This window comes from Salinicola aestuarinus (genome assembly GCF_003206645.1).
In the GTDB taxonomy this organism is placed as follows: Bacteria; Pseudomonadota; Gammaproteobacteria; order Pseudomonadales; family Halomonadaceae; genus Salinicola; species Salinicola aestuarinus.
Genome location: NZ_PZJP01000005.1, coordinates 17,785 through 39,406 on the forward strand (window position 1 = coordinate 17,785; position 21,622 = coordinate 39,406).

Annotated in this window: 15 protein-coding genes and 4 tRNA genes; 11 read left to right on the forward strand and 8 right to left on the reverse strand. The window is 63.6% G+C overall.

The window, feature by feature from the left end; translation table 11 throughout:
• Positions 1 to 95 precede the first annotated feature (95 nt).
• The 3 genes from DOM41_RS05590 to DOM41_RS05600 all read left to right on the forward strand — a co-directional run bounded on the left by DOM41_RS05590 (position 96) and on the right by DOM41_RS05600 (position 348).
• Positions 96 to 171 (forward strand) — tRNA-Phe (locus tag DOM41_RS05590).
• Positions 172 to 178: 7 nt separating this feature from the next.
• Positions 179 to 253 (forward strand) — tRNA-Gln (locus tag DOM41_RS05595).
• A 19-nt stretch (positions 254 to 272) separates the two neighbouring features.
• Positions 273 to 348: transfer RNA gene (locus DOM41_RS05600), tRNA-Thr, on the forward strand.
• Between the two features lie 188 nt (positions 349 to 536).
• Here the strand turns inward: DOM41_RS05600 and DOM41_RS05605 are convergent.
• From DOM41_RS05605 to DOM41_RS17375, 3 genes are all read right to left on the reverse strand, one after another.
• On the reverse strand, positions 537 to 1,013 hold the full coding sequence (locus DOM41_RS05605) for a hypothetical protein (RefSeq protein WP_110685869.1): 477 nt from the start codon (positions 1,011 to 1,013) through the stop codon (positions 537 to 539).
• A gap of 150 nt (positions 1,014 to 1,163) precedes the next feature.
• Positions 1,164 to 1,361 (reverse strand): hypothetical protein, encoded by a 198-nt coding sequence (locus DOM41_RS17370; protein ID WP_157956843.1) that lies wholly within the window; start codon positions 1,359 to 1,361, stop codon positions 1,164 to 1,166.
• Positions 1,358 to 1,609 (reverse strand): hypothetical protein, encoded by a 252-nt coding sequence (locus tag DOM41_RS17375; RefSeq protein ID WP_157956844.1) that lies wholly within the window; start codon positions 1,607 to 1,609, stop codon positions 1,358 to 1,360. Before DOM41_RS17375 ends, DOM41_RS17370 begins: the two co-directional genes overlap by 4 nt.
• A gap of 593 nt (positions 1,610 to 2,202) precedes the next feature.
• On the opposite strand from DOM41_RS17375, the gene DOM41_RS05615 reads away from it, so the two are divergent.
• The 6 genes from DOM41_RS05615 to DOM41_RS05640 all read left to right on the forward strand — a co-directional run bounded on the left by DOM41_RS05615 (position 2,203) and on the right by DOM41_RS05640 (position 8,529).
• Complete coding sequence (locus DOM41_RS05615; RefSeq protein ID WP_110685871.1) at positions 2,203 to 3,309, forward strand: AI-2E family transporter; 1,107 nt, start codon at positions 2,203 to 2,205, stop codon at positions 3,307 to 3,309.
• A 376-nt stretch (positions 3,310 to 3,685) separates the two neighbouring features.
• Positions 3,686 to 3,761 (forward strand) — tRNA-Thr (locus DOM41_RS05620).
• A 1,334-nt stretch (positions 3,762 to 5,095) separates the two neighbouring features.
• Positions 5,096 to 5,701 (forward strand): Yip1 family protein, encoded by a 606-nt coding sequence (locus DOM41_RS05625; RefSeq protein ID WP_110685872.1) that lies wholly within the window; start codon positions 5,096 to 5,098, stop codon positions 5,699 to 5,701.
• Positions 5,702 to 5,845: 144 nt separating this feature from the next.
• Complete coding sequence (locus tag DOM41_RS05630; RefSeq protein ID WP_110685873.1) at positions 5,846 to 6,124, forward strand: hypothetical protein; 279 nt, start codon at positions 5,846 to 5,848, stop codon at positions 6,122 to 6,124.
• A 626-nt stretch (positions 6,125 to 6,750) separates the two neighbouring features.
• Positions 6,751 to 7,698: an ectoine hydroxylase gene (gene thpD, locus DOM41_RS05635; RefSeq protein WP_110685874.1), complete on the forward strand. Its 948-nt coding sequence runs from the start codon at positions 6,751 to 6,753 to the stop codon at positions 7,696 to 7,698.
• A gap of 168 nt (positions 7,699 to 7,866) precedes the next feature.
• Positions 7,867 to 8,529, forward strand: coding sequence for a fumarylacetoacetate hydrolase family protein (locus DOM41_RS05640; RefSeq protein WP_110685875.1), 663 nt, complete (start codon positions 7,867 to 7,869; stop codon positions 8,527 to 8,529).
• Positions 8,530 to 8,691: 162 nt separating this feature from the next.
• Here the strand turns inward: DOM41_RS05640 and DOM41_RS05645 are convergent, their stop codons facing one another.
• The 4 genes from DOM41_RS05645 to DOM41_RS05660 form a co-directional block, all read right to left on the reverse strand.
• Complete coding sequence (locus DOM41_RS05645; RefSeq protein ID WP_110685876.1) at positions 8,692 to 11,034, reverse strand: glucose/quinate/shikimate family membrane-bound PQQ-dependent dehydrogenase; 2,343 nt, start codon at positions 11,032 to 11,034, stop codon at positions 8,692 to 8,694.
• Between the two features lie 178 nt (positions 11,035 to 11,212).
• The gene (gene speA, locus DOM41_RS05650; protein WP_110685877.1) at positions 11,213 to 13,120 is read right to left on the reverse strand and encodes a biosynthetic arginine decarboxylase; all 1,908 of its coding nucleotides are present in this window, start codon (positions 13,118 to 13,120) and stop codon (positions 11,213 to 11,215) included.
• Between the two features lie 213 nt (positions 13,121 to 13,333).
• Positions 13,334 to 14,290, reverse strand: coding sequence for a homoserine kinase (locus tag DOM41_RS05655; protein ID WP_110685878.1), 957 nt, complete (start codon positions 14,288 to 14,290; stop codon positions 13,334 to 13,336).
• Positions 14,291 to 14,425: 135 nt separating this feature from the next.
• On the reverse strand, positions 14,426 to 14,752 hold the full coding sequence (locus DOM41_RS05660) for a DUF2782 domain-containing protein (protein WP_110685879.1): 327 nt from the start codon (positions 14,750 to 14,752) through the stop codon (positions 14,426 to 14,428).
• Positions 14,753 to 14,867: 115 nt separating this feature from the next.
• Between DOM41_RS05660 and polA the strand changes: the two genes are divergently transcribed.
• Both polA and gndA read left to right on the forward strand, forming a co-directional pair.
• Positions 14,868 to 17,648: a DNA polymerase I gene (gene polA, locus DOM41_RS05665; protein ID WP_110686618.1), complete on the forward strand. Its 2,781-nt coding sequence runs from the start codon at positions 14,868 to 14,870 to the stop codon at positions 17,646 to 17,648.
• Between the two features lie 178 nt (positions 17,649 to 17,826).
• Positions 17,827 to 19,242, forward strand: a complete 1,416-nt coding sequence (gndA, locus tag DOM41_RS05670; RefSeq protein ID WP_110685880.1) for an NADP-dependent phosphogluconate dehydrogenase — start codon at positions 17,827 to 17,829, stop codon at positions 19,240 to 19,242.
• A gap of 193 nt (positions 19,243 to 19,435) precedes the next feature.
• On the opposite strand, the gene DOM41_RS05675 is transcribed toward gndA, so the two are convergent.
• Positions 19,436 to 21,619, reverse strand: coding sequence for a site-2 protease family protein (locus DOM41_RS05675; RefSeq protein WP_110686619.1), 2,184 nt, complete (start codon positions 21,617 to 21,619; stop codon positions 19,436 to 19,438).
• Between the last annotated feature and the right edge of the window lie 3 nt (positions 21,620 to 21,622).

Here is a 21,622-nt window from a genome sequence, read left to right on the forward strand (position 1 = left end):
GCCTTCGGCGGCACTGGAAGGCCGGTCTCATCTTTTTGAAATAAAAGGCTTGACCCCAAAACGGCTTGTTGGTTTAATGCGTCCCCGTTGGCAACGGCCAGATAGCTCAGTCGGTAGAGCAGGGGATTGAAAATCCCCGTGTCGGCGGTTCGATTCCGTCTCTGGCCACCATCATTGCTGGGGCATCGCCAAGTGGTAAGGCACCGCTTTTTGGTAGCGGTATGCGCAGGTTCGAATCCTGCTGCCCCAGCCATCGCCAACGTCTCTAGCTCGCCGACATAGCTCAGTTGGTAGAGCAACTGACTTGTAATCAGTAGGTCCCGGGTTCGACTCCTGGTGTCGGCACCAGAGCTTAGAGATGAATACAAAGGCTGTTACAGCCTTGCAGAAAACCGCCCCTCGAGGCGGTTTTTTCGTTTCTACGGATTCATTGCCACCGTCTTTTCTTGCGGTGACGTCACTCGCCGACTGACCGCTTCACGCGTGGCGTCACGGGGCATTGTCGTTACCGCGACGCCTGCACGTCTGGGGCGACGCTAGAGTTTCAGCCAGGCATAAAGCAGTTTGTAGAAGATCTCCTCGGTGAGCGCGTCGTACTGAGAGAGATGGCGCTTGTGACCGAACTGGAGGTCCGAGATGTAGTGCACCCCGTCGGACTCGATGATCTCCTTGACGTCGTCCTCATCGCTGGTCGCGAACAGCAGCGTTCTGCCCGTATCCAGAAAGCCATCCTCCGGACGCACGTGAATCTTGCACGCGCCGAGATCGATTACCTGGTCGTTGAGCTCCAGGCGGTAGACCTCGCTGAATCTCTCCAGCACATGCTCACGCGCCGAGTACTGAATATTGGACCGATCGAGGTCGAGCGCTTTGACCCAGGTATCGACCTGCGATTGCAGCGCGTTCAATTCGGCGCGCCGGGTGTTCAGCGATGCTTCGAGCTCCCGCCGCTCCGCCTGACTTTCTGCCACGGCGTCCTTGATACGCTGTTTGAGCTGCTCGATATCTGCCATGACGTGCATCCTTGTCGTTATGAGTCCGCTCGAGGCCGACTGAGCCGGATCGATGGATTCAAAGTGTAGTCGCCGCCTTTCAGCGGGAGACAATTATTACAGGCAATAAAAAACCGCCCTCTCGGGGCGGTTGCTATGACATAGGATGTGTCAGGCGGCGATGGCGGGTCGTGGGCTTGGCCTTGGCTGGCCGATGGCCATCAGCGCCCGCTCCAGATCCATCGCATGGCATTTGAATGCCGTGCAGTTCGCGCAGCAGACTTTCGATCCCTCGTCGGCACGGGTCGGCAGCTGGAATTGCGTATGGCCGCAGATCGAGCAGGACAGATCCAACGTCACTTTCATCATGCCGATACCCTGGCTCCGCCGCGATTATCATTGACCGGGCGCGATTCACGCGCCATCTGCAGTGACAACATACGAGAGCGGTTAAGTGTCTGGATCAGATAGTTGGGGGAGACGGAGTCTTCCCAATGGCCGTAGGTGTCGAGGAATTCACCGCATTCGATGCAGTTGATCTCGTCCCAGGCACACTCGGTATTGGTCGCCGGCGATTGAACGTTACCGCAGCGCGTGCAAGAAATTTGGTGTTGCATGGTCAGCCCTCCCTGGCTTTCCCGTCCGACCTTCCTGGTCGGTTGAGTGTTGGCAGTCCCTGCCGGGTGCGATTGGAGGCTCCCAACCGCTGCCGACCTTCCTGGCCAGCGATGAATTCAATTTTGCATATCCCCGAACCGTGTACAAGTGTTGTACCAAAGGATTTTTAGCTTTTGCTTGTCCCAGGTTAAATGACGGGGGCTAACGGGTTGAATTCGCTCGTCTTGAATCCGCCTCGGGGAAGCCGGATTTTCGCAGCTTTGACATAGGTTTAGCGCATTTTCTCGGTTTCACCGAAATGCCATCCCAACGACATGAAATCGTCACGCAAGCGCCGTATGAAGGAGTGGCAGGGACGCCAGATTGCCGACAGTGACGTCGAAAGCAGGAAGCTCTGTACAATGGCAGGGAACCGCCGGCGCGACCGAGCGCTTCGCCGTGAGGCCCAGCGCTCTCTTTTTGATCACGTTGGGCGCCGGCATCCCGGTCTGTCGACTCAGCCACCCTCCTGGGTCGGCGACATGGATTTATCGATCCCCGTCACCAGTGACGCGCTATGCTATCGCTCTCTTTTGTCCGTTGGAGGGCGCCAATGAACTCGTCAAGCCAGCACCGGGCCTTCATCCTTCTGCTGACGGCGGTGTCGATCGCCTTCGTCTGGTTATTGCTGCCTTTCTATGGCGCCGTACTGTGGGCGGTCATCCTCGCTATTCTGTTTCAGCCGATGTTTCGCCGCCTCGAGCGGAAGCTGGGAGGACGGCGGAACATCGCCGCGCTGCTGAGCGTCATGGCCTGTTTTTTTATCGTCGTGATTCCGGTGACGTTGATCTTCGCCTCTCTGGTACGCGAGGGCGCCAGCGTCTATCAGCGGATCGACAGCGGTGACATCGACTTCAACGCCTATCTTGCCCAGTTCCAGGCGGCGATGCCGGATGTCGTCAGAGATCAGTTCGGCAATGCCGGTCTCGGCAGCTTGAGCGATGTCGGTGACCGTCTGACCTCGGCGCTGCAGCAAGGGAGCCAGCTGATCGCCACGCGCGCATTGAGCATCGGCCAGAACACGCTGCAGTTTCTGATCAGTACCGGCATCATGCTCTATCTGCTGTTCTTCCTGTTCCGTGACGGGCGCGCGATCGGCCATCAGATCCGCGCGACGGCGCCGTTGAGCGATACCTATACCCATCGACTGATCGAGAAGTTCACCGCCGTGGTGCGTGCGACGGTCAAGGGCAATGTCATCATTGCCGTCGTTCAGGGCGCGATCGGCGGGGTGACGTTCTGGCTGCTGGGTATCGAAGCCGCCCTCTTGTGGGGCGTACTGATGGCGTTCCTCTCCCTGCTGCCTGCGATTGGTTCGGCGATCATCTGGGTGCCGGTGGCCGCCTACCTGCTGATCAGCGGGGACTATGTGCGGGGCGGGGTTCTGATCTTCGTCGGCGTCGTGATCATCGGGCTGGTCGACAACCTGCTCCGCCCGCCATTGGTGGGCAAGGAGACCAAGCTGCCCGATTACGTGGTGCTCATCTCCACCGTGGGCGGAATGACCTTGATGGGCATCAACGGCTTCGTGCTGGGGCCGATGATTGCGGCGCTGTTCATCGTCGCGTGGTCGCTGTTTCGAAGCGAAAAGGAAGCCGACGACGAGAATGGGGCCCGCCAGGTGGCGCCGGAGGTGCCCTTCGAGCTACGCGACCAATGATCAACGACAGGACGCGAGGGGCGTCGGCGGTGCCTTGCCGCCATCGGCTCCGCGCGTGCCGGCCTGGCCAACTACCTCGACGTTCTCAGCAGCGAACAACGGCTGTTCGCCGCCGAGCAGGGACTGTCTCAGCTCGTCACACAGCAGCTCGACCGGTCGATTCAGCTCGTCCACGCGCTGGGCGGCGGGCTGAAGCTCGATCTCGCGGTCCCTTGCTAGGAAGGCGGCTTCCCCCGTGCCCCGATCCCCTGCGGGTCTCGGCGAAGGAAGACTGACTCGCGCCGGGCGTGGCGGACGCGTCGTGGCAAGGAGGGCGAAAGGGCGAGCGGCAACGCTTGTGACCGCGGGTCCGGCTGATTATGATAGTCGCCGCCTGGCCGATGTAGCTCAGTCGGCAGAGCAACGCATTCGTAATGCGTAGGTCGGTGGTTCGAATCCACTCATCGGCACCAGGCGTTTCTCGTATCCCGTACGAGTTCGATGATGAAAAGCCGCTCTCGCAGCGGCTTTTTTGCGTTTGTGCCTTTCTCATCGATGCCGTTCTCAGCCAATACGCGCAATCCCCGTCGTCCTGTTCACACCGGAGGGGTGTCTCTCCAGCCCTAGAAAAGTTCAGCGAAAGACACCGCGTACGGGCCGATTAATACCGACGACATGAAGCCGATTCACGATAATGACAGGAGGGTTTGCGTCGAGCGTTGCTGCCTGAATAACCCAGGTAAGTCTCTTGTTGCGGTCCTGACCATCGGCGATTGATGGAGTCAGCCCGAGTGGTCTGGTATTTCAAATCGCGGATCAAGATCGAGTGACGATAATGGGATAGCAGCTGACAACGAGAAAACCGCGAATCGCGGAAGAGGACATTCGAAGTGGGGAGGGGGTCGTCGACAGACTGTGATGTTCGACTTGGGGAAAAGATCCCCGCTACACGTGGCGCCAGCCTGAGGCGATCGTAATAGCGGGAAGCGGTCGCAGGCCCAAGAAGTCCAACAAGCCTTACAAGCGGGCTGGACTCTTAGGTCGCCACCCTTAACAAAAGTTTAGATTAAAATAACCTCGGGCAACATAGCTTTACCCTAAGCTTAATTTGGAAATGGGGTAAAAAGTCCGCTGCGCATGCCCAATCCTCTGCCTGCCCATGAATGGCATCCCATCCGACAGTGCCGATGCCCGCGGGAAGTCGACAGTGAGGCCTCGAAAGCCCGTTCGACACCGCTGTTATCCAGCTCGATTTTCAGGCCATCGTCACGATACGGAATCAACCAGTGACAGCCTTTTAGTGGCGAAGAAACGGCAGCGATAGGGGGCTATTGAACTTCCGGGCCGTCGCTTCTTGATGTGCCTGTTTGATGTCGATTCATCCCCAAATGTTGATCTGCCGGTGCAGTGAAGTCGGTAGGTATGTGCACGAGAGGAAAACAAAACGCCTGACGTGGACGTCGTCGAAGAGCCTGGCTGCACGAGGGCCTGGTCTGTATCAACAGCAAGTCTCGAGCCATTGATGGATAGCGTGGGGTGAGGCGCGTCAGACGCTGGCGAGCGATGAGCGGTTGCCAACAAGCGCTGGAGACAGCGCCTCGAGGAAGCGCGGGCGGAGTGCGACACGCGGTGGCGGGGGAGGTCGATCGGCGACGAGGTCACCGCGGCAGTTTTTCATCGACAGCCGTTGCGTTGGGAAAAACTAACTACAGTTAAATTTGTGGACTCGCTCAGCGTTCGAGTCAGGCGACGCTGCAGGACGATGACGCGACAGGATGGTGACGCACGCACGACGAGGAGGTGACATATGATTCATCACGTCTGGGGTCTCATGGCCCATCCGCAGCGAGAGTGGCAGAGGATCAGGAGTGAGAACGAGAGCGTCAAGCAGCTCTACGGCTCGCATGTGCTGGTGCTCGCGGCCGTTCCGGTCGTCTGTTCGCTGATCGGCACGACGGTGGTGGGCTGGCATTTCGGTGAAAACCTGCAGGGGCAGGAAGAGCGGGTTCAGCTCAGCCTGGGGACGGCGCTGATTCTCGCGGTGGTGTTCTATGCGCTGATCCTGGGGGCGGTCTTTTTCATGGGGCGCGCCGTTCACTGGTTGGCGAAGCGGTTCGACTCGCGGCCGAGTGCTCACCGCTGTACGGTTTTCGCCGGCTATATGGCGACACCGCTTTTTCTCAGCGGCATCGTGGCGCTCTATCCGCTGATCTGGCTCTGCCTGCTCGCCGGCGTCATCGGGCTCTGCTACACCGCCTACCTCGTGTTCATCGGGCTACCGCACTTTCTGGACATCGATCAGCAGTCCGGCATTCGAGCGGCGGGGGCGTGGCTTGCGATCGGGGTGCTGGTACTCGAGGCGCTGTTGGCGGTTACGGTGTTGATGGGCGGCTACGGCGCTGAACTATTTTGACCTTCAGAGGCTGGTGGTCGTAAGGGGGAAACGATCACCGGCCGGGTAGCAGAGATTTCATCCGAGAGCCTTCGCCGTCAGGGCATACACTGATCGATACGCTGTCCGTTCAGTCATTGTTGGCATGCCCGTCTAAGGTTCCCCATGAGAGCGATCGTCTATCTGGTGGTATTCGCCTGTCTCGCTAGCGCCGATGCCGGCGCCGCGCCGACCGGCTGCGAGAATTTTCGCTGTGCCTACGGTGACGTACCGACACGGCGCGAGCCACTCATCGCAGAGCCCTTTCGCGCCTTCTATACCGACGCCGTGGTCATGCCGCTGATTCCCTATCGCCCCGACGCTGCGTCAGCGCCGGCCACGTCGAAAGCGGAACATGACGATGCCGCTCCAACAGACGATGATCCCGCGAAACCCGATCGCTAGCGATGTTACATTTGCACACAATTAAACCCAGTTGTTTAGCCTGAATCATTTTTGCTAATTGAGTGATGCTCTACTCTAGTCGGCGTTCCACGGAGGGACGCTCGCTAGGATAGAAGAAACGGGAATGTTTCAACGCCAAGGACACTCGGACCGCGAGGGCCGTGAAAGCCAGCGCTTTTGGCACGCTGACCCAGGGTCTTGCCGGTAACGTCACGGCCCTTTGCAAGACCGTCGCCCCGCACGCCAGTGCGGGGCGACTTTGTTTATCGGTGTCGGATTTGCCGAATGACGGTATGGCCGCCGCCCCCGCAAAACCTTCGGCCGCTCGGAGCGCCGGGATCTCGCCCTTCACGGCCTTCCGTGCTCGTGACTCGTGAGCGCCACCGCGAGAACCCCTTTTTGATGCCGGCCAGCGAATTGATCTACGTTATCGCCGAAAGGGAGACCCCCTGACACCGTGAGCGCCTTGGCGCGGAACGACAGGCGAAGATACCCGGCTGGGCGCCCGATCTACGCCGCAATTCATCGATATCAACAGCGAGGGTCCTTCGAACCTCTAGCCAATCTGGCGGCCTTTGGGCCGAGGACTGGATCTGAAACCTGATCACAAACTTGGAGGTGATTGGATGTCAGTACAGACCGCATCCCCCCAATTTTCGACGGCGTCGACGAAGCAGGATCGCTATCCGACACGCCTACGCAATACCCCGACCACGCTATGGCAAGATCGCCAGGAAGCCGTGGTCAAAGGGCGACACCTGGACGGCCCGCTCACGCGTGAGCAGCTCGATGGCTTCGAGCGCGACGGTTTTCTCTTCGAGCCCGACTTTCTGAAGCCGGTCGAGCTCGACGCGCTCAATGCCGAGCTTGCGTCGCTGCTGGCTCGCCCGGAGTTCCTGGACCGGGACTTCGCGATCACCGAGGCCGGCAGTCGCAAGATCCGGTCGCTGTTCGCAGTGCACCAGCTCTCCGAACGCTTCGCCAGGCTTGCCAACGACGCTCGTCTGATGGGGCGTGCGCGCCAGATCGTCGGTGGCGACGTCTACGTGCATCAGTCCCGCATCAACTACAAGCCGGGCTTTCACGGCAAGGGATTCGACTGGCACTCGGACTTCGAGACCTGGCACGCCGAGGACGGCATGCCGGAGATGCACGCCGTCAGCGCCTCCCTCGTGCTGACCGACAACCATCACTTCAACGGTCCATTGATGCTGATCCCGGGGTCGCAGAAGTGCTTCGTGCACTGCCTGGGCGAGACGCCGGACGATAACCACAAGCAGTCGCTGAAACAGCAGGAGTTCGGGGTGCCGAGCCATGCCGCGCTACGCGAACTGATCGAGCGCAACGGCATTCAGGCGCCTACCGGTGCCGCTGGCGGTCTGCTGATGTTCGACTGCAACACGCTGCACGGCTCCAACGCCAACATGTCGCCGGATCCTCGGAGCAATGCCTTCTTCGTCTATAACCGCCGCGACAATGCCTGTGGGCAGCCCTTCGGGGCCAAACGCCCGCGGCCTTCGTTTCTGGCGCATCAGCCGGATGAGGCGGGGACACCGCGGTCAGGCCAGCACTGAGCGTGACCGGGCGGCCGCATGACGCGTGATGCCATGAACCGCCGCCGGAGGTAGACTCGAGGGTCACCGCCGGCGGCGGTTTTTTTGTGCCACGCCGGGCAGTTGCAGGCGCCGGCAGCGGCGTCGCCGCAGCGACAATCCTGTCGAGACCTCAGAGGAGAGCACCGCATGTCCATGATCACCCGCTTCACCGACGGCAGGGAGACCGGCCTGCCGCTCGGCAAGATTCTGTGCGTCGGTCGCAACTACGCCGAGCACGCCAGGGAGCTCAACAACCCGGTGCCCACGTCGCCGATCCTGTTCATCAAGCCCTCGACGAGCGCCGTGGCGCTCGAAGACCCTATCGAAAGTCAGTTCACTTACGGCGAGGTGCATTTCGAGACCGAGCTGGCCCTGCTGATCGGCGAGCGCATGAGCCAGGTAAGCGCGGAGGCGTCGGTCAGTGGCATTGCCGGCGTCGGATTGGCGCTCGATCTTACGCTGCGCGACGTCCAGTCGGCGCTCAAGGAGAAAGGTCATCCGTGGGAGCGGGCCAAGAGTTTCGACGGCGCCTGCCCGCTCTCGCGCTTCGTGCCGGTACCAAAGGATGTCGACTGGCGCGCGCTCGGCTTTCAGCTGGATATCGACGGCCAGCGCCAGCAGACCGGCGACACTGGCGACATGCTTTTTGACATCCCCGCGCTGCTCGAGGAGATGACCCGCACGTTCACTCTGGAGCCGGGCGATGTCGTGCTGACCGGCACCCCGGCAGGCGTTGGTGCACTGCCGAGAAACGCCGAGCTGTCACTCTCGCTCTCGCTGGGGCTCGCCGCCGTCACGCAGACGCGCTGAGCCTGTATCGGGAGACTTGGCCGACGCCAGACGGGCTAGCGCCTGAGACTCACGTTGTCGATTGACGTCGGGTGTGGCGAGGCTGGAAACACAAAGGCCCCCGCCGGCAGTGCCGGCGGGGGCCTTGTCGTGAAGGGGCGCGTGCAGACGCGCCCCCGGCCGTTACTGCTTGGGCAGCTTGTAGGCCATCACGTAGTCACCGATGGTGGTGCCGATCGAGCCATGGCCACCCGCGACCTGGACGACCATCTGCTCGCCCTGGCTGTTGAGGTAGGTCATGGGGGTCGCCTGACCGCCGGCCGGCAGTCGGGTTTCCCACAGCTGCTCGCCGCTTTCGAGGTCATAGCCGCGCAGATAGTTATCCACGCTGGCGGCCAGGAACACGACGCCGCTATCGGTGATCATCGGACCCCCGATGCCGGGCACGCCCATGCGGATCTTGAGCGGCAGCGCAGTCATGTCTTCGACGGTGCCGTTCTTGTGCTTCCAGGCGACCTCACCGGTGCGCAGGTCGGCGCCGGCCACGTAGCCCCACGGGGGCTGCTGGCAGGGCACGCCGAACGGCGACAGGAAGGGCTTCATGTCGACAGCGTAGGGGCCACCGGCGTTCTCGTTGAGGCCCTGCTCGCCCTGGTTGGCGTCACCCAGGTCGACACCTTCCTTCGGCACTAGCGTGGAGGTGAAGGCCAGATAGAGCGGCATACCGAACATCACCTGACGCTTCGGATCCACCGCCAGGCTACCCCAGTTGAAGACCCCGAAGTTGCCCGGATAGACGATGGTGCCCTGCTCGGAGGGCGGCGTGTACTGGCCCTCGTAACGCAGCGACTTGAACTGGATGCGGCACATCAGCTGATCGAAAGGCGTGGCACCCCACATGTCCGTTTCGTGCAGCGTCGGCGGACGGAAGCTCAGGCTCGAGATCGGCTGGGTTTCGGAGGCGTGGTCGCCCTCGATGGTGCCCTGCGGCGCCGGCTGCTCAGTGACTGGCAGAATCGGCTCGCCGGTCTCGCGATTCAGCACATAGACGTCGCCCTGCTTGGTGGGAATCACCAGCGCCGGCTGACGGCCATCGTCAGTATCGATGTCGAGCAGGCTCGGCTGAGCCGGCGTGTCCATGTCCCACAGGTCGTGATGCACGAACTGCTGGACCCACTCCACCTGACCGGTCTCGAGGCTCAGCGCCACGACCGAGCTTGAGTACTTCTCCTCGTTCTCGCTGCGGTACATGCCCAGCTGGTCCGGGGTGCGGTTACCCATCGGGATGTAGACCATGCCCAGCTCTTCGTCGGCGCTGGCGATCGACCAGCTATTCGGCGAACTGGCGCTGTAGGTCTCGCCTTCGGCTATCGGGGCGGTCTCTTCCGGATTGGCGGCATCCCAGTTCCAGACCAGCTCACCGGTCTTGGCATCGTAAGCGCGGATCACGCCCGACGGGGAGTTGACGGCGTAGTTGTCGTTGACCGAGCCGGCAACGATGACCTTGCCATCGGCCACCACGGGGGGGGACGTGGAGTAATAGAAGCCGGCCTGCTTGAACGGCATGTTGTGCATCAGGTCCAGTTCGCCGTTGTCGGCGAAGTTGGCGCAGCGTGCACCGGTGGACGGGTCCACTGCCACCAGGCGGGCGTCGGAGGTCGGCATGAACAGTTGCGCATCGCACTGGATGGCGCCCTGATCTTCGGCCGGGCCATCGGCGACCTGCATGTCGAGGCTGTCGGTATCACCCGAGGCCGGCGGCAGGTAGGAGACGCCACGGCAGGTCTGGTGCTGGCGCGAGCTCTCTTCCGGCACCTTGGCATCGTAGACCCACTGCTCTTCGCCGGTGTCGGCGTTGAGTGCGATCAGCCAGTTGTGCGGCGTGCACAAAAAGAGCGAGTCGTCGATCTTCAGCGGCGTCGCTTCGTAGGTCGTCTCGGTGACGTCTTCAGGCCGCTTCTTGTCACCGGTCTGGTACTGCCAGGCCAGTTCCAGGTCGCTCACGTTGTCGGGCGTGATCTCCTCGAGCGGAGAGAAGCGCTGGCCGAGATTGCTGCGCCCATAGGCGTGCCAGCTATCTTCCGGGGTGTCGCCGAGATCGGGCGTCTCGTTGACCACGTCACGGTTCAGCTCGCCGTCGATGCGATGCTGGTCCACAGCGAGGCTGCCCAGCAGGCCCACGCCGATGATCGCCCAGATCGGCAGCAGCACGGCGGTGCCCAGACGGGAGCCGCCCTTGGCCGGCCACAGCAGCAGGATGGCGAGCAGCATGAAGACGCCCAGGCGCGGTGCCAGCGGCCACCAGTCATAGCCGGCTTCCCACAGCGCCCAGACGGCGGTCGCCACCAGGAACAGTGCGTACAGGATCTGGGCCTTGGAGCGGCGCGAGCGCGTCAGGAAGCCGACGGCGATCAGCGCGATGCCGGACAGGGCGTAGTACCAGCTGCCGTCGAGAGTGATCAGCCAGACGCCACCCCCGAGCAGGGCCAGCCCCACCAGCCAGAAAATGAGAGAAATTATGATCATGAAACCATGCCCCTTGCTCCTTGCGAAAAGAATTGTAAAGCGCCCATGATAAGTCATTAGGATGCAAATCAAAATGACATCGACAGACCGCAGTCATGCCGGGCCCGTCGGGATGATCCCATACCTTCAACCGGACCTAATGAAGGAATAGACCTCGGTGCGACCGCCTAACGGCGAATCACTCGAGATAGGTGTAGCCGCTCAGCCCCGCGGAAAGCTCCTCGACGAACTGCACGCGCTCTTCGGCGCTGAGGGAGCTGGCGATCAGCTGCTGGGTGAGCTGTTGCTTGAGCGCCTCGGCGTCGAAGTTGACGTAGCCCAGGACATCGGCGACCGCGTCGCCCTGTTGCACGTGAGAGAGCTGCCAGTCGCCGTTGGCGTCGAGTGCCACGTCGACCGAGTCGGTATCGCCGAACAGGTTGTGCAGGTCGCCCAGAATTTCCTGATAGGCGCCGACCAGGAAAAGCCCCAGCAGCTTGTCGTCGTCGTCTTCCCACTCCGGCAGCGGCAGCGTGCTCTCGAGCCCCTGGCCATCCACGTAGAGGTCGATCCGGCCGTCGGAGTCGCAGGTGATGTCCTGAATCACGCCGCGACGCGTCGGCGGACGTTCGAGCCCCGTCAGCGGCAGCACCGGGAAGACCTGATCGATCCCCCAGACGTCCGGCAGCGACTGGAACAGCGAGAAGTTGACGAACAGCTTGTCGGCCAGCTTCTCGGCCAGTTCGTCGGCGATCTCGCGGTGGGCACGGTTACGGTTGTCGAGCCGCTCCAGCAGTCGCTGGCAGGCGGCGAAGTAGACCGATTCCCCCTCGGCGCGGGTCTGGATGTCCACTAGGCCGAGCACGAAGTGATCCTGCAGCTCGCCCACCGCCTGCACCACGTCGTGGTAGGCCTCGACCAGATCCCGCGGCTCGCGCATGCCTTCGAGCCGATCGTGAACGCGCCACAGCTCGTCGACATTGGCGTCGCCTTCGGCGCGGCGTTCCGGCACCTGATGGCTCAGACGCTCCTCGCCGATCACGTTGGTCACCAGCACGGCATGGTGGGCGGTCAGGGCGCGACCGGATTCGGAGATGATTCGCGGGTGAGGCAGATCGTGGGTGTCGCAGATCTGGCGAAACGCCCACACCACGTTGCTGGCATACTCGCGCATCGAGTAGTTGATCGAGCAGAAGCTGCGTGAGCGGGTGCCTTCGTAGTCCACACCCAGGCCACCGCCGACGTCGACGGTGTCCACCGGCGCGCCGACAGCGCGCAGGCTGTGATAGAAGCGGGCGCACTCGCGCAGTCCCCGCTGGATGTCTCGAATGTTGGCGATCTGCGAGCCGAGGTGGAAGTGAACCAGCTGCAGGCTGCCCAGCGCATCGGCGTCACGCAGACGCTCGACGATGGTCAGAATCTGACCGGCGGTAAGACCGAACTTGGACTTCTCGCCGCCGGTGTCCTGCCACTTGCCCTTGCCGACGGAAGAGAGCCGGGCACGCACGCCGATGCGCGGGGTGACGTTGAGGTTCGCCGACTCCTCGAGGATCAGCGACAGCTCCGAGTACTTCTCCACCACCAGATAGACCTTGTGGCCGAGCTTCTCGCCCATCAGCGCCAGGCGGATGTACTCGCGATCCTTGTAGCCGTTGCAGATGATCACCGACGGACCGTCCCCGGAGAGCGCCAGCACCGCCATCAGCTCCGGCTTGCTGCCGGCCTCCAGCCCCACCCGGCCATGGCCGCGCTCCTGGGTCGCCAGAATCTCCTCGACCACCCGGCGCTGCTGGTTGACCTTGATCGGATAGACGGCGGTGTAGCTGCCGCGGTACTGCTCTTCACGCATCGCCTGGTCGAACGCCATGCAGAGCTGCTCGACCCGGTCATGGAGGATGTCGATGAAACGCACCAGCACCGGCAGGCGCAGGCCGGCCTCGCGCAGGCGATCCACCAGCGTGTCGAGTACCAGGCTCGGGCCGGGCGTTTCGCTACCGAGCGGACGCACCAGCGTGCGGCCCTGATCGTCGACGTCGAAATAGCCGCTGCCCCACTGGTCGATGTTGTAGGTACGGCGTGCCTCGGCGGCGGGGGAAGAATTCGTCATGGCACTCTCCGGTCGACCGGCGGTGGTAACCCGGCGTCGTGCAGGCCAAAGGCCGGGGCGCAATGGCGCGCATTATGCAGGGGCAGCCCCGCTGCGACTACCGCCAATCCAGGATGACTAATACGTGGCAGGCCGCTCGAGGGCGGCGGTGCGGCACGAGACGCCGATGGCGCTGCCGGTTGGGCCCGGCGCCATCGGCAGACACGCCGGGGGTTAGCCGGCGGCGGCGGGCAGCGGCGGAATGCGTCCCTCGCGGCGACAGCCAAGCAGGGTGCGAAAGCGTGCCGGGTCGTGGGGCGTGATGTCGTGGGCCGGCGGATCGACGTGGATCACCAGCAGCCGGGAGAGCCAGTAGCGCAGCGCGGTCATGCGCAGCATGCTCGGCCACAGGTCTCGCTCGGTCTCGGTCAGCGGGCGGTGGGCGAGATACGCTGTGAGAATCGCCTGATAGCGCGCCTCGTCGATCTCGCCGTCGTCGTCGCTGGTCCAGTCGTTGATCACGATCGCCAGATCGAACAGCAGATCGCCGGTGCAGCCATTGTAGAAGTCGATGATCCCGCCGAGACGGTCGCCGTCATACAGCGTGTTGTCGCGGAAGAGATCACCGTGGATCGCTCCCTGCGGGAGCTCGGCGTCGGCGAACACCTCGGCGTAGTGCGTGATCTCTTCGCGCATCAAGGCCTGATCGTCAGCGCTCAGAGACGCCAGGACTTCGGGATGGCGACGCTGAAGGTAGCCGAGATCCCGCGGATTGGGCCGCGTGCCGGTAAAGTCGCTCGCGACCTTGTGCATCCGCCCGAAGGCGTCGCCGAGGGCTTCGCACTGCGCCAGGTTGGGCGCGCTCGGGTGGCGACCCGGCATCCGCGGGAAGAGCAGGGCGGGGCGTCCGGCGAGGCGCTTCAGCGCCACGCCCTGGCGGTCGTGGATCGGCCCCGGCACCGGCAGGTCCGCCGCTGCCAGGTAGTCCAGCAGGTCGACGAAGAACGGCAGGTCCTCGAACTCTCCCTGCTCGAACAGCGTGAGCACCCACTCGCCCTGATCGGTGGTGACGAAAAACGTGCTGTTCTCGGTGCCGTGGGCCACGCCTTCGAGCGTCACCAGGTCGCCGATGGCGAACTCGTCGAGAAAAGGGGTGACCTGAGCGGCGTTCAGGGGAGTGAATACGGCCATGGGAACTCGTATCTGCAGAGCGGAAAGCCCGCATTGTAGCGACTCGGCGGGCGCTCTCCCACCGCCGCCGCTACCCCGGCGCTTTCCCGGTCTTCAGGGAGGGGCCTGTCGCCGGCATGGGATAGGTCGCAGACATCAATCGGCGCGAACCCAGTCCGGCACGGCCACGCGCGCCTGATCGACGCGTTCGAAGTTACCGCCGCCGGTGGCATCGAGCAGAAAATAGGCGGGCCCATCCGCCGGGATGATGCGAATCGCGTAGAGCTTGCCGTCGACGCGGTACTCCTTAAGCGTCTGGCCCGCCTCCTGGACGGTCATGACCTCGGGCGTCGGCCCAGACTGTGACGACGACTGGGCCTGTGCCGGCAGCGCGAAAACGCTCAGCGTGGCGAACGTGACGATCACCGACGCGGCGGCCTGCCCCCGGCGGCGCTGTCGGCAAAACGGTGACGGTCGATGCATGGTCGATCTCCTTGCGAGTCCCGTCCTCGATTCTAGCGCGTGGCTCGCCCTGACGCCGAGCGACGCCTTGCGTATCATGAGCGCATCGAAAAGCCAGCCACGGATGCCCGAGCTCATGGCAGATGCCCCCATCGTCCTCGTCGACGGATCGTCCTACCTCTATCGCGCCTTTCACGCGCTGCCGCCGCTCTCCACTGCCGACGGTGAGCCCACCGGCGCGGTGCGCGGCGTGCTCTCGATGCTCAAGAGCCTGATCAAGCAGTATCCACAAAGCCCCATGGCGGTGGTCTTCGACGCCAAGGGCAAGACCTTTCGCGACGAGATCTTCGCCGAGTACAAGGCCCACCGCCCGCCGATGCCGGACGAGCTGCGCCCGCAGGTCGAGCCGCTGCACGCGTGCGTCAAGGCGCTCGGCCTGCCGCTTCTGTGCATCGAAGGCGTGGAAGCCGACGACGTCATCGGCACGCTGGCCCGGCTGGCCACCGAGTCCGGTCGCGATGCGGTGATCTCCACCGGTGACAAGGACATGGCGCAGCTGGTCAACCAGCACATCACGCTGGTCAACACCATGAAGGGCGAAACCCTCGATGTCGCCGGCGTCGAGGAGAAGTTCGGCATTCCGCCCGCGCTGATCATCGACTATCTGGCGCTGATGGGCGACAAGGTCGATAACATCCCCGGCGTGCCTGGCGTGGGAGAGAAGACCGCGCTGGGGTTGCTGCAGGGCATGAACGGCGGGCTGGACACCATCTACGCCGATCTCGACCGCGTCACGACGTTGAGCTTTCGGGGCGCCAAGACGATGCCCAAGAAGCTGGAGGCCAACCGCGAGCAGGCCTATCTCTCCTATCAACTGGCGACGATCAAGACCGACTGCGAGCTGCCGGTGGGGCTCGATGAGCTGCATCTGGCGGCACCGGATCGCGAGGCGCTCAAGTCCCTTTACCAGCGACTCGAGTTCAAGAACTGGCTGAACGAGCTGCTCGAGGGCAAGGACGAGGGCGTCGACGACGTCAAAGCCGGCGATGCGTTGGCGCAGGCCGACATCGACGAAGAGCCGGCGCCGGCCAAGCCCGAGCGCACCGACCACACCCTGCTGACCCAGGCCGACCTCGACGCCTGGCGCGAGCGGCTGGCCGCGAGCGAGGCGTTCTGCTTCGACCTGGAGACGACGAGCCTCAACTACATGGAGGCGGAGATCGTCGGTATCGGCCTCTCGCTGGCGGCCCATGAAGCGGCCTACATCCCCGTGGGTCACGACTATCTCGATGCCCCCGCCCAGCTCGACCGCGATGCCGTGCTCGCCTCGCTCAAGCCGCTGCTCGAAGACCCCGCCATCGGCAAGATCGGCCAGAACCTCAAGTACGACATTTCGGTGCTGGCGCGCTACGACATTCGGGTTGCCGGTGCCCTGACCGACACCATGCTCGAGTCCTACGTGCTGAACTCCACCGTCACGCGTCACGACATGGACTCGCTGGCGCTGAAGTATCTCGGCGAGAAGACCATCAGCTTCGAGGAGATTGCCGGCAAGGGCGCCAAGCAGCTCACCTTCAATCAGATTGCGCTGGAAGAGGCGGTGCCATACGCCTGCGAGGACGTCGACATCACGCTGCGGCTGCACACCGAACTGCGCCCGCGCCTCGAGGAGGCGGGCCGGCTGGCGCAAGTGCTCGATACCCTCGAGCGGCCGCTGATTCCGGTGCTCTCGCATATGGAACGCGGCGGCGTGGCGCTGGACGCCAACCGCCTGCACGCCCAGAGCCAGGCGCTCGAGGGGCGCATCCACGAGCTCGAGCGGGAAGCCTTCGAGCTTGCCGGGCGCGAGTTCAACCTGGGCTCCCCCAAGCAGCTCGCCGAGATCCTGTTCGACGAGCAGAAGATTCCGGTGATCAAGAAGACCCCCAAGGGCGCGCCCTCCACCGCCGAGGCGGTGCTCGAGGAGCTGGCGCTGGATTACCCGCTGCCCAAGCTGATCATGACCCACCGCGGCCTGACCAAACTGAAGTCGACCTATACCGACAAGCTGCCCCGGCTGGTCAACAAGGCGACCGGGCGGCTGCACACGAGCTACCATCAGGCGGTAACGGCGACGGGACGGCTCTCCTCATCCGATCCCAACCTGCAGAACATCCCCATCCGTACCGAGGAGGGGCGCAAGATCCGCCAGGCGTTCGTCGCCCGCGAAGGGTATCGCATCGTCGCCGCCGACTATTCGCAGATCGAGCTGCGCATCATGGCGCACCTCTCCAACGACAAGGGCCTGCTCGACGCCTTTGCCAACGATCTCGACATCCACGCTGCCACCGCCGCGGAGGTGTTCGGCGTCTCGCTCGAAAAAGTCACCACCGATCAGCGCCGCAGCGCCAAGGCGATCAACTTCGGCCTGATCTACGGCATGAGCGCCTGGGGGCTGGGCAAACAGCTGCACATCGAGCGCAATCAGGCGCAGACCTACATCGACCGCTATTTCGACCGCTACCCGGGTGTCGCCAGGTTCATGGACGATACCCGCGCCCAGGCCGGCGAGGATGGCTTCGTCGAGACCGTCTTCGGTCGGCGCCTCTACCTGCCGGAGATCAAGGCGCAGAACCACGCCCGCCGGCAGGCCGCCGAGCGCACCGCGATCAACGCGCCGATGCAGGGCACCGCCGCCGACATCATCAAGCTCGCCATGATCGACGTGCACCACTGGCTGAACCCCGCCGACGGCGAGGCGGCGTTCGACGCCTGGATGGTGATGCAGGTCCACGACGAACTGGTCTTCGAAGTGAAGGAGAGCCAGGTCGAGGCGTTCATTCCCGCGATTCGTCAGCGCATGGAGAACGCCGCCGCGCTCGACGTGCCTCTCATCGTCGAGGCCGAAAGCGGCAGCAATTGGGACGAAGCGCACTAATCGTCCCGAGGGCATCAAGCCTACCGATCGCATCGATAGCCCGGCATGGGTCGGACTATCGGCGTGACTGACTTACACTGACGTCAACCGATGACCGTCATCGAACTTTCGTCATCTCTAGCCCCGCCGTGCGGCCAGTCATCGCCAGCGGCGGCTTTATCGGCAAGGAGCACCAGCAATGGCCCAGCAGCAAATCGGCGTCGTCGGCATGGCCGTCATGGGGCGCAATCTCGCGCTCAACATCGAAAGCCGCGACTATACCGTGTCGATCTTCAACCGCTCGTCGGAGAAGACCGACGAGGTGATGGCGGAGAATCCGGAGAGCAAGCTCGTGCCGTTCTACAGCGTGGAGGAGTTCGTCGCCTCGCTGGAAACGCCGCGGCGCATTCTGCTGATGGTCAAGGCCGGTGATGCCACCGACAAGACCATCGCCTCGCTCAAGCCGCATCTGGACAAGGGCGACATCCTCATCGACGGCGGCAACACCCCGTTCGAGGACACCATCCGCCGCAACAAGGAGCTTTCCGAAGAGGGCTTCAACTTCATCGGCACCGGCGTGTCCGGTGGCGAGGAGGGCGCGCTGAAGGGGCCGTCGATCATGCCCGGCGGCCAGAAGGAGGCGTATGACATGGTCGCGCCGATCCTCGAGAAGATCGCCGCCCGCGCCGACGACGGCGAGCCCTGCGTCGCCTACGTCGGCCCCGACGGTGCCGGCCACTACGTCAAGATGGTCCACAACGGCATCGAATACGGCGACATGCAGCTGATCAGCGAGGCCTATTCGATCCTCAAGGGCTCGCTCGGCCTGTCGAATGCCGAGCTGGCGGAGGTCTTCGGCGAGTGGAATCAGGGCGAGCTCGACAGCTACCTGATCGACATCACCGCCCGGATCTTCACCAAGAAGGACGATCGCAGCGACAACGATGTCGTCGATATCATCCTCGATTCCGCCGGCCAGAAGGGCACCGGCAAGTGGACCAGCAAGAGCGCGCTGGATCTCGGCGTGCCGCTGCCGCTGATCACCGAGTCCGTCTTCGCACGCTTCATCTCGTCACTCAAGGACGAGCGTGTCGAAGCCGCCAAGGTACTCAAGGGCCCGGCGGAGACGCCGCTGGCAGGGGATCGCGGCGAGTTCATCGAGAAGGTGCGCAAGGCGCTGTTCTTCAGCAAGATCGCCTCCTACGCCCAGGGCTTCGCCCAGATGCGCGCCGCCTCCGACCACTTCGGCTGGGGGCTCGACTACGGCGAGGTGGCCAAGCTCTTCCGCGCCGGCTGCATCATCCGCGCGCGTTTCCTGCAGGAGATCACCGACGCCTATCAGGAGAATCCCGAGCTCAAGAACCTGCTGATGGCACCGCACTTCAGCGAGATCGCCGCCAACTATCAGCAGGCGCTGCGCGACGTGATCGCCCACGCGGTCCAGAACGGCATTCCGGTGCCGACGTTCTCTTCGGCGATCGCCTACTACGACAGCTACCGCAGCGAGACGCTTCCCGCCAACCTGATCCAGGCTCAGCGTGACTTCTTCGGCGCCCACACCTACAAGCGTGTCGACCAGGAGGGCACCTTCCACACCGAATGGCTCGAAGACTGAGTCGCGCCGGCCGCGAGCGGCTTTCCAGGCCAAGGTTCGCCTCGGCTAAGCGGCTTGCCCGGCCGCGCGCGCGGCAAGGCCGCGTGCGATACAAAGGCCGCTGGTGATGAAAGGATCGCTGGTGATGAAAAGATCGCCCGCCCCGGCGCTGCCGGGGCGGGCGTTTTCGTGGGTGGCACTGTCGGTGCGCCGTTCAGAAACCGCTTTCACGGATGACTATCGCCGCCAGCCAGGTGCCGAGCTGGCTCACAAGGCTCTCGCGCTCGGCATCGACATGCAGACTGCCGCGCGCCTGTCGCGACTCGTGCCAGGGGGAATCCAGGCGCACCTTCACCGCGAACAGCGGCTGTTCCAGATGCAGCGCGTCCGGGTTGCCGCCAGCGCTGTCCGATAGCGTCAGCGGCCCGCCATGACGATTCGCCAGCATGGGCTGCTCCAGCCGGATGCTGCGGGTCGGTGCGATATCGATAATCTCGCCCTCGAGAGGGGTCGTCTGGCCCTCGACGAAGAAACGGGCCGGACTGCCGAGCGAGAGGCGATGAATCTCGTCCTGATCGATATACGCCTCGACGATCCAGTGCGTCGGATCCAGCAGCACGCCGAGAGGCGCTTGCGAATTCACCCACTGTCCCTGGGCCAGCTCCGTGGTGAGGCGTTGCCATCGTCCGGCGAAAGGGGCGGAAAGTGTGAGCCGAGTGATCTCCTGCTGCGCCGCCTCGGCGTTACGGGTTCCCAGCGTCCGCCTGGCCCGCGTGGCGCTATCGATGGCGAGACGCTGTGGATTGTCGAGCAGCCCGGCAAGCTCGGCATCGAGCGTGAGCAGATGCGCCTGCTGCGCCGCCAGGTCGCGCTGGATATCCGGCTGTGTCATCTGAATCAGCGGCGCCGAGCGGCTGACCGGGCCGTCGGGGGCGCGCTGCTCCAGGCGAGCCGGAAAGGGCGCGTAGAAGGTGATTTCCCGCTCCGCACGGATCATCCCGGGTCCGCTCACGCTGGTTCGCCAGGGCGTGCAGGCCAGCACGATCAGGGTCAGCGTCACCAGTCCCCACCCCAGACGATATCGGCGGGAAACGGCCTGGCGGCGAGACCACCAGTGCGAGAGTTCACGCGTGATCGGCAGGATGATGAACCATGCAACCTCGACGCAGAAAAGCACGATGCCCAGCGCCTTGAAGAACAGAAGATAGACCGCGATGGCGATACCGAGAAACAGAACGAGCCGATAGAGCCAGGTCAGAAAGGCAAAGCTCACCAGCGCTGCACGTCGGCGACGGGAAAACGCCTCGGGCCAGCTTTCGTCCAGACCGAGAAGACGTCGCCGTAGCCAGGTGCGGGCCTGGCCGCCGGCACGTTCGTGGAGATTGGGGAAGTCGAGCAGATCGGTGAGGATGAAATAGCCGTCGAAGCGCATGAACGGGCTGGCGTTGAGGGCCAGCGAGAGTATCCAGCTGGTGGTGGCCAGGTAGAGTAGTGCGCTGTTGATGGCGCCCGGCGCCGTGATGACCCAGCCGAGCGTCGCCAGTCCTGCCAGCCCCAACTCGGTCAGAATCCCGGCCGACGAGATCGCCAGACGCTGACGGCTTTCCTTTAGCCGCCAGCTTTCGCCGGTGTCGGTGTACAGCATCGGCCACAGCACGATGAATGCCACGCCCATGTGGGCCACCTTGACCCCCAGGCGGGTTGCCACCAGCGCGTGCCCGAGCTCGTGCAGAGACTTTGCGATGACCAGCGCGCAGGCAAAGCTGACCAGCCCCGAGAAGGAGAACGCCTCCACCACCGAATGGGTAAACCGATCCCAGCGCTGTAGCACCATCAGCAAGCCGGCGAGTGACAGCGCCAGCACCAGCGCCACGCAGGTGCGGGTAAACAGCCACGGCGTGAAGCGAGCGAGGCGCTGCAGCCCGCGCTGCGGACGGACCAATGGTAGGCGGAAGAAGAGATAGTGGTGCAGCCACCACGTCGGGCTGGCCCGGGGGGAGCCGCGTTCGGCATGGGCGATCAGCTCGTCGATCCGTTTGCGGTCGGGCCGCAGTAGCTGATGGCGGGCCAGGAACTCCAGCAGCTCGATCACCTGCTCGACATCGGGGGAAAGCGCCGTTTGCGCGGTGATCTGCGCGCAGATTTTCTCGGGGGACTCGCCCCAGCGCAGCAGGCATTCGAACTCCAGCCAACCGATGCGATAGAAGCGATTGACGACAGGGTCCTCGATCGACCAGATCGGCTCGCCGGTGCGGTCCTGCCCGGCGTCGACCAGCTGCAGGTCATCGCGCAGCGGCGGCACGCGGTTGTGTCGCCGTGGGTCGAGATCTGCGGACGCCGCAGCGGTAGAGGCATCGGACGGCACGCCGCCGGGCGGCGTTGGCGTCCAGACTGTCATGCC

Excerpts from the sequence above, each read along its gene's own strand:
- DOM41_RS05630 (WP_110685873.1), top strand. The coding sequence starts at position 5,846 with ATGAGAGCGATCGTCTATCTGGTGGTATTCGCCTGTCTCGCTAGCGCC.
- speA (WP_110685877.1), bottom strand. The coding sequence starts at position 13,120 with ATGACGAATTCTTCCCCCGCCGCCGAGGCACGCCGTACCTACAACATC.
- DOM41_RS05605 (WP_110685869.1), bottom strand. The coding sequence starts at position 1,013 with ATGGCAGATATCGAGCAGCTCAAACAGCGTATCAAGGACGCCGTGGCA.
- DOM41_RS05615 (WP_110685871.1), top strand. The coding sequence starts at position 2,203 with ATGAACTCGTCAAGCCAGCACCGGGCCTTCATCCTTCTGCTGACGGCG.
- DOM41_RS05660 (WP_110685879.1), bottom strand. The coding sequence starts at position 14,752 with ATGCATCGACCGTCACCGTTTTGCCGACAGCGCCGCCGGGGGCAGGCC.
- polA (WP_110686618.1), top strand. The coding sequence starts at position 14,868 with ATGGCAGATGCCCCCATCGTCCTCGTCGACGGATCGTCCTACCTCTAT.
- gndA (WP_110685880.1), top strand. The coding sequence starts at position 17,827 with ATGGCCCAGCAGCAAATCGGCGTCGTCGGCATGGCCGTCATGGGGCGC.
- DOM41_RS05625 (WP_110685872.1), top strand. The coding sequence starts at position 5,096 with ATGATTCATCACGTCTGGGGTCTCATGGCCCATCCGCAGCGAGAGTGG.
- DOM41_RS05640 (WP_110685875.1), top strand. The coding sequence starts at position 7,867 with ATGTCCATGATCACCCGCTTCACCGACGGCAGGGAGACCGGCCTGCCG.
- DOM41_RS05655 (WP_110685878.1), bottom strand. The coding sequence starts at position 14,290 with ATGGCCGTATTCACTCCCCTGAACGCCGCTCAGGTCACCCCTTTTCTC.
- DOM41_RS17370 (WP_157956843.1), bottom strand. The coding sequence starts at position 1,361 with ATGATGAAAGTGACGTTGGATCTGTCCTGCTCGATCTGCGGCCATACG.
- DOM41_RS05675 (WP_110686619.1), bottom strand. The coding sequence starts at position 21,619 with ATGACAGTCTGGACGCCAACGCCGCCCGGCGGCGTGCCGTCCGATGCC.
- thpD (WP_110685874.1), top strand. The coding sequence starts at position 6,751 with ATGTCAGTACAGACCGCATCCCCCCAATTTTCGACGGCGTCGACGAAG.
- DOM41_RS17375 (WP_157956844.1), bottom strand. The coding sequence starts at position 1,609 with ATGCAACACCAAATTTCTTGCACGCGCTGCGGTAACGTTCAATCGCCG.
- DOM41_RS05645 (WP_110685876.1), bottom strand. The coding sequence starts at position 11,034 with ATGATCATAATTTCTCTCATTTTCTGGCTGGTGGGGCTGGCCCTGCTC.